This window comes from Roseburia sp. OM02-15, assembly GCF_003481835.1.
In the GTDB taxonomy this organism is placed as follows: domain Bacteria; phylum Bacillota; class Clostridia; order Lachnospirales; family Lachnospiraceae; genus Eubacterium_I; species Eubacterium_I ramulus_A.
On record NZ_QULX01000001.1, the window covers coordinates 136,370 to 150,273 of the forward strand.

10 protein-coding genes are annotated in these 13,904 nt (G+C 44.7%); 8 read left to right on the top strand and 2 right to left on the bottom strand.

From position 1 onward, the window contains the following. Positions 1-108: 108 nt before the first annotated feature. Entirely contained in the window at positions 109-1,182 is a 1,074-nt protein-coding gene (locus DXB15_RS00725) for a DUF6128 domain-containing protein (protein ID WP_147404749.1), read from the top strand. A gap of 304 nt (positions 1,183-1,486) precedes the next feature. On the opposite strand, the gene DXB15_RS00730 is transcribed toward DXB15_RS00725, so the two are convergent. Next, positions 1,487-3,520 (bottom strand): NlpC/P60 family protein, encoded by a 2,034-nt coding sequence (locus DXB15_RS00730; protein WP_118701734.1) that lies wholly within the window; start codon positions 3,518-3,520, stop codon positions 1,487-1,489. Between the two features lie 299 nt (positions 3,521-3,819). After that, a complete protein-coding gene (locus DXB15_RS00735) occupies positions 3,820-4,617 on the bottom strand; it encodes a hypothetical protein (RefSeq protein ID WP_022036366.1) in 798 nt (265 codons plus the stop codon). 288 nt (positions 4,618-4,905) lie between these two features. Between DXB15_RS00735 and DXB15_RS00740 the strand changes: the two genes are divergently transcribed. The 7 genes from DXB15_RS00740 (at position 4,906) to hypD (ending at position 13,869) form a co-directional block, all read left to right on the top strand. Beyond that, a complete protein-coding gene (locus DXB15_RS00740) occupies positions 4,906-5,721 on the top strand; it encodes a MerR family DNA-binding transcriptional regulator (RefSeq protein WP_158582159.1) in 816 nt (271 codons plus the stop codon). Positions 5,722-6,534: 813 nt separating this feature from the next. Continuing rightward, on the top strand, positions 6,535-7,296 hold the full coding sequence (locus DXB15_RS00745; RefSeq protein ID WP_109215784.1) for a nucleotide-binding protein: 762 nt from the start codon (positions 6,535-6,537) through the stop codon (positions 7,294-7,296). Between the two features lie 58 nt (positions 7,297-7,354). Continuing rightward, positions 7,355-8,635, top strand: coding sequence for a nitrogenase component 1 (locus tag DXB15_RS00750; RefSeq protein WP_118701736.1), 1,281 nt, complete (start codon positions 7,355-7,357; stop codon positions 8,633-8,635). Between the two features lie 4 nt (positions 8,636-8,639). Next, positions 8,640-9,677: a nitrogenase component 1 gene (locus DXB15_RS00755; RefSeq protein WP_118701737.1), complete on the top strand. Its 1,038-nt coding sequence runs from the start codon at positions 8,640-8,642 to the stop codon at positions 9,675-9,677. A 289-nt stretch (positions 9,678-9,966) separates the two neighbouring features. Then, positions 9,967-12,555, top strand: coding sequence for a carbamoyltransferase HypF (locus DXB15_RS00760; protein WP_118701738.1), 2,589 nt, complete (start codon positions 9,967-9,969; stop codon positions 12,553-12,555). A 49-nt stretch (positions 12,556-12,604) separates the two neighbouring features. After that, on the top strand, positions 12,605-12,814 hold the full coding sequence (locus tag DXB15_RS00765) for a HypC/HybG/HupF family hydrogenase formation chaperone (protein WP_109215788.1): 210 nt from the start codon (positions 12,605-12,607) through the stop codon (positions 12,812-12,814). Further along, positions 12,814-13,869, top strand: coding sequence for a hydrogenase formation protein HypD (gene hypD / locus DXB15_RS00770; RefSeq protein ID WP_118701739.1), 1,056 nt, complete (start codon positions 12,814-12,816; stop codon positions 13,867-13,869). Before DXB15_RS00765 ends, hypD begins: the two co-directional genes overlap by 1 nt. Positions 13,870-13,904 lie beyond the last annotated feature (35 nt).

Sequence of the window (13,904 nt, forward strand, 5' to 3'; positions counted from 1 at the left end):
TGATTTGTCAACAAAATTATGAGGAATTTTTAGAAAATTTATTCATACGTTATATAAAGACGTACAGGGAGTAGAACTGTGCCCGGATATCAGAGATTTGTAACGTATATGTTTCGATATGAAAATGGTAAAAAGATGGAAAACTGTGGATTTGCCAAGGTCGAAGTGCGGCAGCAGGAGTGCAGGATTCAGATACAGCTGAAAGGAATTACAGCGGATAAAACGGAAGTCTATCTTCTGAATGATAATATTGATTTTCCCAAAGGATTGTTTCTGGGTTCCATGGCAGTACACGATCATATGGCGGGGAAGGTGTTTGGATGCAGTGCGGATCATGTGAATGGTACGGAATATGCGATCAGTCAGATCCGTGGAATTTATATTGTAACAGGGGAAGATACCTTTGTTGCTAGTCAGTGGGATGATCAGGAGACGAGGTGGAAAAATTTCAGACCATGGGAAGCTAAGACAGAGGATTCAAAGACTTCTGAAGGAAATACGTTAGAAGAGGTAGAGAATATTGTGAGTTTTACAGAAAATAAACAAAAAGCAGAGAAGGCGACAATTTTAACAGGAGATAAACAAAAGGCAGAGAGTGTATCAGTTTTAACAGAAGGCAAACCAAAGGCAGAGAACGAGATGAATTCTTCAGAAAATAAAAATGAGGAGTCAAAGGAAGATCGAATCAAAAATGAGAGAGAGGATATGCCAAATGCAACATCGGTAGAGCCGAAAGAACTACAGGCAACTCAGCAGACCGCGACGGTTTCGGAAAAAAACATTTCTGTTACTGTGGGAATGGGAAAACTGCTTTCAGCATGGGAAAACCAATGGGAGCGTTTTACAGCGACGCACACATTGTTCTGCCCGTTTGATGAGGATGACGGAGTGTATGGTGTAAAGCTTCAGTTACAGGACTTTAAAGTGCTTCCGAAGCAGTATCATTATCTGGCAAACAACCGTTTTTTGCTGCATGGATATTATAATTATCAGATGCTTTTGTTTGGATATATGGAAGGGGAAGCAAGACAGTGGTTTCTGGGGATTCCGGGCGTGTTTTCCAATCAGGAACAGTTGTTGGCAGGAATTTTCGGATTTCCAGAATTTCGGACAAAACAGGTGACACGGCAGAAAACGGGAGAGTTCGGATACTGGTATCGGTATCTGGATATGAGAAAATAATTCAAGAAAAACCGATGTTCCCGGTGTGAGATATGCTTCGTGCAAAGTATGGCATATTTCTACGCATCTTTGTAAATTAAAAGCCCCTGTCTCACAAAATGAAACAGGGGTTGATTTATCTCAGTCTGAGTTGAGACTCCCACTTCTGCAAGTGGTGAGTAGTAACAAGTATTTCTCAGTGGGAGTTCAATCTCCGACTGAGATAAATGCTCCGCGAGGATGTGCAGTGATTCTGAAAAGAAGATGTCAGCTTGCGCTGACCAAAATCACGCACCAAGTCTCACGTGCGTTCGACTTGAATATGTTAGAATACACGTCTTGCTCTTACGACATGATATCCACCGATATTTACGGAACGGTAAGTAACACCGCGTCCCGGCCAGGAATCATAGATCATTCCATTTCCGGCATAGATTGCAACGTGGCAGACACTGCTTTTACCATTTCTTCCATAGAAAACCAGATCTCCACGCTGGAGAGAATTGGTATCAACAGATCTTCCCAGTCTGTTATCTGCAGCCAGATTGATAGAGGTATATTCATGAATTGCCAGTGCATGGTCTACGATATTGGAAGATGGATTAATACCGGCAGCATACAGGCACTGATAAATCAGACCGGAGCAGTCAACGTAAGATCCCGGAGTTCCAGAGCAGCCAACTTTATAGCCAGTACCGGCATTTTTATAATCAATAGCAGTCTGGATCATGGCATTGATACGATCCTGACGGTTGCTGGTATATGTTACTTTCATCGGAGTGCGGTAAGTTCCAAGGTTGTACCAGTCATATTCGGAATAGCCCATTGCTTTCCAGGTAGTCAGATCCACATAACCGGTTACGGATAATTTGTGTCTGGACTGGAAATTGCGGACTGCCCTTTCTGTGGCAGATGTGTAACGCTCACTGCTGTTTCCGCAGACTTCCTGATTGACTTTGATAACTTTCAAACCGATATTTGCGGTAGAAAGATTGTATCCGCCACTTGGAAGGCTGATGCTGTTTTGCGGCATATAGTAGTTGCAGCCATTTACTTTTCCACCAGAAACATAGTAGTCACGGACGCCAACTTTGTAGGTGCCGTTGAAACCAAAGTTTACTTTACCGCCGTTGATCACCCACCAGCCGTTTCTGTTTTGAGCGACATCGTTGTAGCTGAAATCAACTTTGCCGCCACGAAGTACCCACCATCCATTTTCATTTTTCTCTACGGAGTTGCAGTTGAAATCGACTTTACCGCCGACAATGCGCCACCAACCATTTCTGTTTTTGGCAATACCGGTATAGTTAAAATCAACTTTACCGCCACGGATGTACCACCATCCATTTTCATTCTTTTCTACGGAGTTGCAGCCAAAATCGACTTTACCGCCGACAATGCGCCACCAACCATTTACATTTTTGGCGATACCGGTGTAGTTAAAATCAACTTTACCGCCACAGATATACCACCAGCCGTTTTCGTTTTTCTCAACGGAGTTACAATTGAAGTTAACTTTACCGTTTTCAATACGCCACCAGCCGTTCTGGTTTTTGGCAACTGTATTATCGAAGGTTACTTTGCCGTTGCGTATATGCCACCATGCATACTGACCGTTGACGGCACCTTTTATCACATCGTTTCTGTCAGAATCAACTTTACCGTCACGAATATACCACCAGCCATCTTCGTTTTGTGCAAAACCGTTGTAGTTAAAATCAACTTTACCATTTTTGATGTACCACCAACCGTTTTCATTCTGTGCAACAGTTGTGCCGGAAGCTGGGACAACACCATTTTTGACATACCACCATTCATTTCCGACTTTTACAACATCTGTGTAATCGGTCTGGAGCTGTCCGTTTTTCACATAACACCAGTTTTCGGTTGTATCATCGTTCCGTTTCGCTTGGATAAATCCGGAACGTTCCAGATCAACGGAACCGTTTTCTACGTAGTACCATGCGGTGATAGTGTTGATCGTGCCCTCATAGAATCCGGTAAAATCAGACTGAAGGACATCGTTTTGATAGAGTGACCATGTCTGAGTGGTCTCATCATAGAAAAATCCATTTTTCTGTTCGGCAGGTGTTTCACTATTATCAGGTGTTTTGCCATTACCTGGTGTCTCACCATCACCTGGTGTTTCGCCATCGCTGGATGTTTCGCCTTGTGTTTCATCTGATTTTTCAGAAGTCTGCACAGTGGCATTGTTTTCCTGTGAGTTCTCGTTTTGTTCAGACAATTCTGCTTCAACGGCAATGGAATTATCTGCCGGTGCGGCTGACGCTGGAGCTGTCATACCGGCAATAGCAAGTCCTGCAGAGAATAATACTGCTGCAATCTGTTTGTTTTTCATAGAATTAGTCTCCTTGTTAAAAGCTGATATTTACATATAGATAAAAATTAAGGGAAGGTTCGGAAATATATGAGGAACCCGAACAATTATATATTAGCAAGTTTTGTTTGAGAGGACTACCCTTGAATGGAAGAAAAATGACGATTTAAAATAATCTTAATATTTTTTGCGTTGTGAAAAAAGCTGTTTTTTCAGATGAGCATAAAAATCCCGGTATTTCAAAAAGAAACACCGGGAAAAATATGGTTATGATGAGATGAATTACATTAATTAATAAAAAACTACACAATTACCCGAAATTAAAAGATGCAGCCATCATAGTGTTTCAGCATATTCTGATCCGGACGCTCTAACAGGCTTGTGCACACGAAGTCTTTCATCGGTTCTACGAATGGGAAGGTATCGCGTGTTGCCCATGATGGAACAGTCCATGCCGGCGGATTGTTGATAAACGCATTTGTCCATGCGGAGTTGTTCTCAAACCAGAGTTCGCATACACGATCCCAGCGATGGAAGAAAATGTTGTCTTCACTTACATCTACGAATTCCGGAGTACCATCACCTTCCGGCAGCGGAATCGGAGAATACTGTTTGTCATATGCTTTGTGTGAGAAGAAACGAAGCAGTCCCGGCAGTTTGCATGCTTCCGGTGCAAAATGATTTAAGAACCAGTCTTCGCCTTCTTCGCGGGAAACACCCTTCGGATAAGACATCATGTATACAAAACGGATAAATGTCTTGCCTGCATGATTCATGGTCTGGCCGAAGAAATCCTCTGTCGGTTCAGCCGGGATGTTTGCGATTGCAACGGTCATGGCATTTTCAACCGGTTCCGGTGTCATACCGAGAAGTCCGCGCAGGCTTCTTCTGCCCTCTACGTCCAGTCCGAGATTTTCATGCACACGGTAGTTGAAAAATCCCATGGTTTCCATGCCTTTTGCCGGTGGCATTACACGGTACATAACGTAGCGTGTTAGCCATGGTTCCTGTGCCATTACTTCCGGGCAATGGTGGTGTACAAACCAGCGCTCCATGGCCGGAATGTTGTCGATGTCGTTAATGTGGTGGATGATCAGTGTTTTGTTCATTACTGCCATTGTAAATACCTCCATAAATTTGAATAAATATGTGTTGCCTGATCTGCAAAAACCTATTTATAGCAGACATACGCATAAATGAAAATGGATGGTCTGATATAAAATGATTTCTTGCGGAACATGTTTATGTTTGATAAAATTATTGTAAACCTTACCCTAAGGGCAGAGTCAAGGAAAAAGGAAATGTATACAAGATAAAATGGGCAGGTACGATTGTAAGTTTATAAGAGGCTTATGTATATAAGAAAGAATTTTGAGAGCACATAAATAAAAAGTATGGAGGCGCACATGGACGGGTATATGACAATTGGGGAAGTGGCAAGAGTGAAGCAGGTTTCTATCAAGGCTCTGCGCTATTATGAAAAAATAGGAATCCTGAAACCGGCATACTGCGACCCGGATACGGGATACCGTTATTACAAAAATGAGCAGATGCTGGCTGTGGATATGATTAAGTTTTTGCAGATTCTGGATATTCCGCTGAAAAACTGGAATCAGTATGTGGAGCCGACAGGAGAGTTTGACCTGAAAGGGTTACTTCGGGATGGTCAGATTCGTGCTTATGAAAAAATCGGTGAATTGCAGAGCTGTCTGAAACGTTTGCAGCTGGCAGAACGGGGCATTCAGGATACGGAAAAATACCGGGATTGTGAAGGATTTTACAGGAGAGAGATTCCGGAGCGGAATATTTTAAGAAGAGAAATTAAGGAAGGACTGTCTTCGGTAGAATTTCATAAAAAGCTGAGTGAACTGTTTGAGTTGGCGCAGAAGCATCAGCTATCGGCAAATTATCCTTCCGGGATGATGGCAGATGTGGAAGATGGACAGGTGACGTATTTTGTATACGTGGAAGTGTTTGAAAACTGCGAGGAGCTGCCGGAGTATAAGTGCATGCCGGCAGGAATTTATGAATGTTTGCGCTGTCCGCCGAAAAGTATTATGAAGGCGGACGAGTTATATCCGGAATATTTTGCGAGTCATGCAAAGTTTACGATCGTGGAATCGGATTGCATCACGTCGCCGGTTTATTTTCAGGAGTATCCGGTGGAGTTACAATTTAAACAAATTAAAGAAGTTTCCTGTAACGATTGTGAAAAGCAATAAGCAGGGGGACTTTCTTATATCAAGAGGTTATAGTTGACTAATTTGCAAAAAAGCAAGTACAATAAATATACTGATTTAAAATATTGTCTCTGATTCATGCATTTATTTTAAAAAGTAAAATATTTGGTGAAAAAGACGCAATAGGAAAGCAGAAAGCAAAGCGATCGTGAATGATTGCTTTATGGTACGCAGGCAGAGCAACGAGTTGGTTATGAAAAATGTGTCTATGATCTGGCTGCAAAATAAAATAAGAAAACTCTGACGGCAAGGAAGATCCGAGCGGGAATAGTTGTTCCATATCGTAAAATTATAAAGTATAATGTTTGGGCTGAAATTCAACTTGAGCTGAATGTACATGAAGTTTTGCATTCAATTTTGGATAATGGCAGTGAAGTTTGGCATATATTTCAGTGGAACATGTATTTTTATTCAGGTTAGTTGTTTGAATCAGATAGATGTGAGACCTGAGAGGACTGGATTTACAGAACCATTTTTCCGACGAATTGCCGGGAAGATGGTTCTTTTTGATTTGTGAAATATATCAGATGGGAGATGACTCCCACCTCTATAGGTGGTGAGAAACAAGCTAGTATCAGTGGTGGGAGCCAATCCCCCATCTGATATAGCCTCCGGCAGGATTACAGAGGTGCGCAGTTGAAGTATGTCATGCAATTGCATGACGCGCACCTCGCAACAAGAATGCCGGAGCATTCTTGAAAACTAAGAAAACATAAATTGTGGTAGGATGCGGAAAATTTTAGTCGAGTATACGTGAAATATTGCAGTTGTGTAAGGGAATATCAGGAGGAAAGTATGTTAAAGGTAGCAATTTACGGAAAGGGCGGTATCGGAAAGTCCACAGTGACTTCCAACCTGGCAGCCGCTTTTGCAAATATGGGAAAACGTGTCATTCAGATCGGTTGTGATCCGAAAGCAGATTCTACGATCAATTTACTTGGGGGAGAGCCGCTTCGCCCGGTAATGAATTACATGAGAGAAGAGGATGAGGAGCCGGATGAGCTGGCGCAGATTTCAAAGGAAGGTTACGGCGGGATTCTTTGTATCGAGACTGGCGGACCGACGCCGGGACTTGGCTGTGCAGGTCGTGGAATCATTGCGACATTCCAGCTTTTAGAAGATATGGAACTGTTTGAACATTACAAGCCGGATGTGGTTTTGTATGATGTGTTGGGTGACGTGGTCTGTGGCGGTTTCGCAGCACCGATCCGCGAGGGTTATGCAGAGAAAGTTCTGATCGTTACTTCCGGAGAAAAAATGGCGCTGTACGCAGCAAATAATATTTCCAGTGCGGTACGCAACTTTGAGGATCGCAGTTATGCCCGTGTATTTGGTATCGTGCTGAACCATCGAAATGTGGAAAATGAGACGGAAAAGGTGCAGGCATTTTCAGAAAAAATCGGTGTGCCGATCGTGGGCGAAGTGCCGCGAAGCGATGAAATTATCCGATGGGAAGATCAGGGAAAAACAGTGATCGAGGGTGATCCGGATTCCGAGATCAGCAAATGTTTCTTTGATCTGGCGGAATTATTATTAAAGGAAGAGGAAAACGCATAAGGCAGCAGGCATTCTGAAAGACAGAGTGGACTGATTTATGGAAAGAAGAGGAAAATATATGAGACAGGAAGCATATTTTTGTACGGTGGAAGAACTGAATCGTTTTGGAAAAGAGAACATTCCGCAGCAGCTCATTTCCCATACGCATTTGATCTACAGTTCTCCGGCGACGCTGGCTTTTAACTCACCGGGAGCGGAGGGCTTTGGTGTCAAGCGTGCGGGACTGGCGGTTCCGGGTTCCATTATGCTGATCGTGGCACCGGGATGCTGCGGGCGAAATACATCAGTTTTGAGTTCTATGCGGGCTTATCACGATCGTTTTTATTATCTGCTGATGGATGAAACGGATATTGTAACTGGTCGCCATTTGAAAAAAATTCCGAAAGCGGTGGCAGAAATCTGTGAGGGATTGGAGAAAAAGCCATCCGTTGTGATGATCTGTATCACCTGCGTGGATGCGCTACTTGGAACGGATATGGAGCGTGTCTGTCGCAAGGCGGAGGAAGCAGCGGGACTTCCGGTAAAACCGTGTTATATGTATGCGCTGACAAGAGAGGGACGCAAGCCGCCGATGGTGCACGTGCGTCAGTCGATTTATTCCCTGCTTGAGCCGAAGAAGAAAAAAGGAAATGTGGTGAATCTGTTGGGATTTTTCTCCCCGCTGGTGGATGACTGTGAGCTGTATGATCTACTTCATGGCGCGGGGGTAAAGACGATTCATGAGATTTCCAGATGTAAGGATTATGAAGAATATCAGACCATGTCAGAGGCGAACTTTAACTTAGTGCTTCACCCGGAAGCAAGGTTTGCAGCAGAGGATTTTCATGATCGGTTGAAAATTCCATATATTGAGTTGCGCAGATTATATCAGGTTGATAAGATTGCCAGTCAGTATCGTGCCTTTGGCGCTGCTCTTGGTATCACATTTGATGATGAGGAACCGCGGAAAGCAGCAGAAGCTGCGGTGGCAAAATTTAAAGAACTTCATCCGGATGCATCCTTTGCAGTGGGTGAGTGGATGAACGGAGATCCATTTGAACTGGCGCTGGCACTGGTACGTTATGGTTTCCATGTGCCGGAGATTTACGGAACGTTATCCGGTGAAAATTTTGTCTATATGAAACAGCTGGCGGCATTGAGCCCGGAAACGAAAGTATTTTCCAATCTGGAACCGACGATGCTGTATTACGACGGAACAGATTCCGAAGTAAATCTCACCATTGGAAAAGATGCCGGTTATTATCATAAAAACTGTCCAAATGTGCTCTGGAACGGGGAGCGGCAGCCATACGGTTATGCCGGTGTCCGCAGACTGTTTGAGGCACTGGCGGAGGTATAGAGCAATGAGAGGACTGAGAAAATATCTGACACCTTTTGCACCGGATCAGTCCGGCGCGGTGTCTGTGTTATATGAATTTGGCGGAATTATCGTAATCTGTGATGCCGGCGGCTGTACCGGAAATATCTGTGGATTCGATGAGCCGCGCTGGTTTGAGAGCAAAAGTGCACTGTTCAGCGCAGGGCTTCGCGATATGGATGCGATTCTTGGCAGAGATGACCGTCTGGTGGCAAAACTTGCGGATGCGGTGACAAAGCTGGATGCAAAATTTGTGGCGATCATTGGAACACCGGTTCCGGCTGTCATCGGAACGGATTATCATGCGTTAAAGCGTATGACGGAGAAAAAAGTGGATCTGCCGATTTTGACGGTGGACACCGATGGTATGGAACTGTATGACAAAGGCAGCGCAAAAGCATGGCTGGAGCTGTTTCGTGTGTTTGCCGGGGAAAAAGAAGAAATGGTTCCGGGAAATATCGGAATCCTTGGCATGACGCCGCAGGATATCAGTGATCTGCGTGCGGCAGACCGCATCCGGGAGCGTTTTGCGGCAGAAGGAAAAAATGCCATTTGTTACGGTATGGGAAATGGATTGGATGATGTAAAAACCGTATCTAATGTGGAAAAACATATCGTGGTGGCACCGGCGGCGTTAGAAGCAGCAAAATATCTGGAGAGAACTTTCGGAACACCGTATGAGATCGGTTATCCGTTGGTGGATGAACTGGTTTCTGATATGGATTACAGCGGGAAAAAGGTGCTGGTTGTGCAGCAGCAGGTAATCGGAAATACAATCCGGGAAGAAATTTTGAAAAAAGCGCCGGATGCGCAGGTGACGGTGGCAAGCTGGTTTATGATGAAGCCCGAACTTCGGCAGGATGGAGATCTGCATTTGCGGGATGAGGATGATTATATCGAGCTGGTGGAAAATGGCGATTTTGATGTGATCTATGCGGATCATTGTATGGAGCGGATGACGCCGAAGTTTGAGGGGATATTCGTGGATACGGTGCATTTTGCAGTGTCTGGTCGACTGGCGTAACGGGAGATTGTGCCCCATGCACAATTAATATGGTTGTACACATGCATTCGGACACGAACAATTTTCTGTGGCTGTTGCGCCATAGATTATCGCCCCCTTCCGCGAACTCACCCGCAAACCCGGCGGGTTCAGACACACTCACGGGGGCGAAATTATGCTCACATCCACGACGAAAATTGCTCTATCGTCCGAACTGCATATGTGCAATCCATATTAATTTTGTGCACGGCATTAATGTAATGCCAAGTGTATATGAATATTTCAAGTCAAACAGGAGAAGAAAGTAGAAATGAGTGAAATAACACGGCGAATCCGAGTTTACGGTATCGTTCAGGGGGTTGGTTTTCGACCAACGGTGAGCCGCCATGCGACATCAAACGGGATTCGTGGAAATGTCTGTAATAAAGGACCGTATGTGGAAATTTATGCGCAGGGTTCCGCTGATCAGGTAGATGGATTTCTGAAAGATTTAGAGGAACGTCCACCGAAACGAGCGGCGATTTTAAAAATAAATACAGAGGATATTTCGGCAGAGGATGCACCGCAGTTTGATGCTTTTGACATTATCGAGAGTGAAAAGACAAAAGGCGAGATTTTTGTTTCTCCAGATATTGCCATCTGTGATGAGTGTAAGGAAGAAATGTACAATCCGAAAGATCGGCGGTATTTGCATCCGTTTATCAACTGTACCTGCTGCGGACCGCGGTTGACAATTCTGGATTCGCTGCCGTACGATCGGGAACGTACCAGCATGAAGGAGTTTCCGATGTGCCCGGATTGTGCGAAAGAATATTATGATCCGGAGACGCGGCGTTACGATGCGCAGCCGGTGTGCTGCAATGAGTGTGGTCCGGAGGTGTATCTGATCGGCAGAGCCGAGCGTGGCAGGGAGGCTATTACGTATACGCGACAGGTGATTCACGATGGTGGAATCGTGGCAATCAAGGGAATCGGTGGTTTTCATTTGTGCTGTGATGCAACAAATGAGGAAGCGGTCAGTCGTTTGCGTATGTTAAAACGTCGTCCGGCGAAACCTTTTGCGATTATGGCAAAAGATGAAACTGTGGTAAAGCGGGAATGTATTGTGACACCAGAGCAGGAAGCGATTCTGACCGGGCATCAGAAGCCGATCATGCTGCTGGACAGACGCCCAGATGTGCAAATGACAGGAGAAAAACAACTGGAGTTGGGAAATGCGAATCCTGTTATAGATATAGAAGCGGGTAGTAAAACAGGTTCGTTAGAAAATCAACTACAGTTGGATAAAGAACTAAAACTGGAAAATGCATCTGAGACACGACTTGCTCCGTCTGTGGCACCGGGAAATCCGAAAGTTGGTGTGATGCTTCCTTATGCACCGGTTCAGTTATTGATTTTTCAGTATGATGATGAAATCAAAATGCCGGATTTACTGGTGATGACAAGCGGAAATACTTCCGGTGCGCCGATCTGTCGGGATGATGAGGAAGCGGTCGCAGAGTTATCTCATTTGTGCGATGCCATTTTATCTCACAATCGAAAAATTCGGATTCGTGCCGACGACACAGTCATGGATTTTTATAAAAATGAACCGTATATGATTCGGCGTTCCCGAGGTTACGCACCGTTGCCGTTTATGACATCAGTGGACTGGAAAGGGCAGGTGCTTGCGGTTGGCGGTGAGTTGAAAAATACGTTTTGCATCGGTGTGGACAGTCGTTTTTATCCCTCTCCATATGTGGGAGATCTGGAAGATCTGCGGACGGTAAAAGCTTTGCAGGAGACGATTCACCGGTTTCAGACATTATTGGAAGTGGAGCCGCAGGTAGTCGTTTGTGATCTGCATCCGAAATACAATTCTACGGTTGTGGCAGAAAGTCTTGGCTATCCGATGCTTCAGGTGCAGCATCATTATGCACATATTTTATCCTGCATGACGGAAAATGACTGTCAGGAGCCGGTCATTGGAGTTTCCTTTGACGGAACCGGGTACGGAACGGATGGTACGATCTGGGGCGGAGAGATTTTGCTGGCGGATTATCAGGATTTTACGAGATTTGGCAGCATTACACCGTTTTTACAGATTGGTGGAGACGCTTCTGCAAAAGAGGGATGGCGTATCGCTGTTTCCATGATCTATGGATATACAAAAGACCGGGCGAAAGCATGGGAGATCATTGAAAAATTGGGGCTTTGCAGCGAACAGGAAAGCAAGGTGCAGTTTACAATGGCGGAACGAAAGATCAATGCAGTAATGTCAACCAGCGCAGGACGGGTTTTTGATGCGGTCAGCGCAATTTTGGGAATCCGACGGCAGTCGAGTTTTGAGGGCGAGGCATCTACGGCATTGCAGTTTGCGGCAGAGGCATTTGAGCAGAAAAACAGACTGGCAGAAAACGCAAAACAGAGCAGTGAATCGGATGTAATTGCAAAGTCAGCAGATGAAAATGATGCAGAGAATTTGTTTACAGATACAATAATCATAAATGCATTAAATACATTGCGGAAATATCTTGTAGAACAAAAAACAGGAGAAGAATCTGAGGTTGTATCTGAATCTGAAGTATCGTGTGTGTTGAATACGGAAGCACTGGTGCAGAAAATTGTAGAAGCAAAATTGCAAGGTGCAGACAGTGGAGCATTGGCTTATCTCTTTCATCAGATGTTGGCAGAACAAATTGTGGCAGCTTGTATAGAAGCACGAAAAAGTTCCGGTAGAAATAAGGTTGCTTTGAGTGGTGGTGTATTTCAGAACCGATTATTGCTGCATTTGACAGAAGAACGCTTGATGAAGGAAGGTTTTGAGGTGTTGCGCCATCGTATGATTCCGCCAAATGATGGTGGAATTGCCATCGGACAGGCAGCTTACGGAATGCATTGGTTACAAAAAGATATTTAACATTTATATATGCAATGACAAATAATTGCATTTTTAGGAGGAAAAATAAATGTGTGTAGGATTATCAGCAAAGGTAGTAAAAATCAGTAATGGAACGGCTGTCATTGACGCTGGCGGTGCAAAAAGAGAAGTTTCCTCTCAGCTTCTGGAAGATCTGGAGCCGGGAGATTACGTTATGGTTCATGCCGGTGTGGCAATCGCAAAGATCACCGATGAGGATGATAACGAAACAGACCAGCTCATGGAGGAATTTCTGTAATGGGGGAGACAAACAGCGAAAATAAAAAGAAAACTGCCCGTGAGATCATTGAAAATTACAATGGTCCGAAAGTGCGGATCATGGAAGTGTGTGGCACCCACACTCATGAAATTTTCCGTCTGGGTATCCGAAAATTGCTGCCGGAGCAGGTGGAATTGATCTCAGGACCGGGATGTCCGGTCTGTGTAACACCAGTCAGCTTTATTGATGAGGCGATTTATCTGGCACTGGAAAAAGGCGTGACGATCTGTACGTTTGGCGATCTGGTGCGCGTGCCGGGTACAAAGATGAGCCTTGCGGGAGCCAGAGAACAGGGCGCAAAAATCCACATTGTATATTCACCGGCAGATGCTGAAAAATATGCGAAGGAGCATCCGGAAGAGCAGGTAACATTTTTATCCGTTGGATTTGAGACAACGACACCGGCGGGGTGTCTGTCCGTAAAAGCGGCAAAAGAAGATGGTCTGGACAACTATTCTTTACTGGTTGCAAATAAGACCATGCCGCAGGCTTACGAGGCATTAAAGGGCAGCGCAGATGTATTTTTATATCCGGGACATGTCAATGCCATCACAGGAACACGTTTATGCGAAGCGCTGACCGAGGAAGGCGTCAGCGGTGTTGTGGCAGGATTTACCGCAAGGGAACTGATGACAGCGCTGGCGGTTTCACTGGTAAAATTCCAGGAAAGAAAGCCGTTTTTCGTAAACTGTTATCCGCGTGTGGTGACACAGGATGGAAGCAAAGAAGCGCAGGTTCTGGTAGATGAAATGATGGAAGCATGTGATTCCGAATGGCGTGGATTGGGCGTGATTCCGGCGTCTGGAATGAAGTTACGACCAGAGTGGCAGAATTTTGATGCCCGTATCAAATATCAGATGCCAAAAATTGAAGGAAAACCAAATCCTGCATGTCGCTGCGGAGACGTATTACAGGGAAAATGCAAACCATCCGATTGTAAAGTGTTCGGAAAAGGCTGTACACCGCAGCATCCGGTAGGAGCCTGCATGGTATCTGGCGAGGGATCCTGCTCCGCATATTATCAGTATTCATAAATTTAAATTATATAACAGATTTGTTGCTAAAGAGA

Coding starts and splice junctions, on each gene's coding strand:
- DXB15_RS00725 (WP_147404749.1), top strand. CDS start 109: ATGTTTCGATATGAAAATGGTAAAAAGATGGAAAACTGTGGATTTGCC.
- DXB15_RS00765 (WP_109215788.1), top strand. CDS start 12,605: ATGTGTGTAGGATTATCAGCAAAGGTAGTAAAAATCAGTAATGGAACG.
- hypD (WP_118701739.1), top strand. CDS start 12,814: ATGGGGGAGACAAACAGCGAAAATAAAAAGAAAACTGCCCGTGAGATC.
- DXB15_RS00745 (WP_109215784.1), top strand. CDS start 6,535: ATGTTAAAGGTAGCAATTTACGGAAAGGGCGGTATCGGAAAGTCCACA.
- DXB15_RS00760 (WP_118701738.1), top strand. CDS start 9,967: ATGAGTGAAATAACACGGCGAATCCGAGTTTACGGTATCGTTCAGGGG.
- DXB15_RS00755 (WP_118701737.1), top strand. CDS start 8,640: ATGAGAGGACTGAGAAAATATCTGACACCTTTTGCACCGGATCAGTCC.
- DXB15_RS00750 (WP_118701736.1), top strand. CDS start 7,355: ATGAGACAGGAAGCATATTTTTGTACGGTGGAAGAACTGAATCGTTTT.
- DXB15_RS00730 (WP_118701734.1), bottom strand. CDS start 3,520: ATGAAAAACAAACAGATTGCAGCAGTATTATTCTCTGCAGGACTTGCT.
- DXB15_RS00735 (WP_022036366.1), bottom strand. CDS start 4,617: ATGGCAGTAATGAACAAAACACTGATCATCCACCACATTAACGACATC.
- DXB15_RS00740 (WP_158582159.1), top strand. CDS start 4,906: ATGGACGGGTATATGACAATTGGGGAAGTGGCAAGAGTGAAGCAGGTT.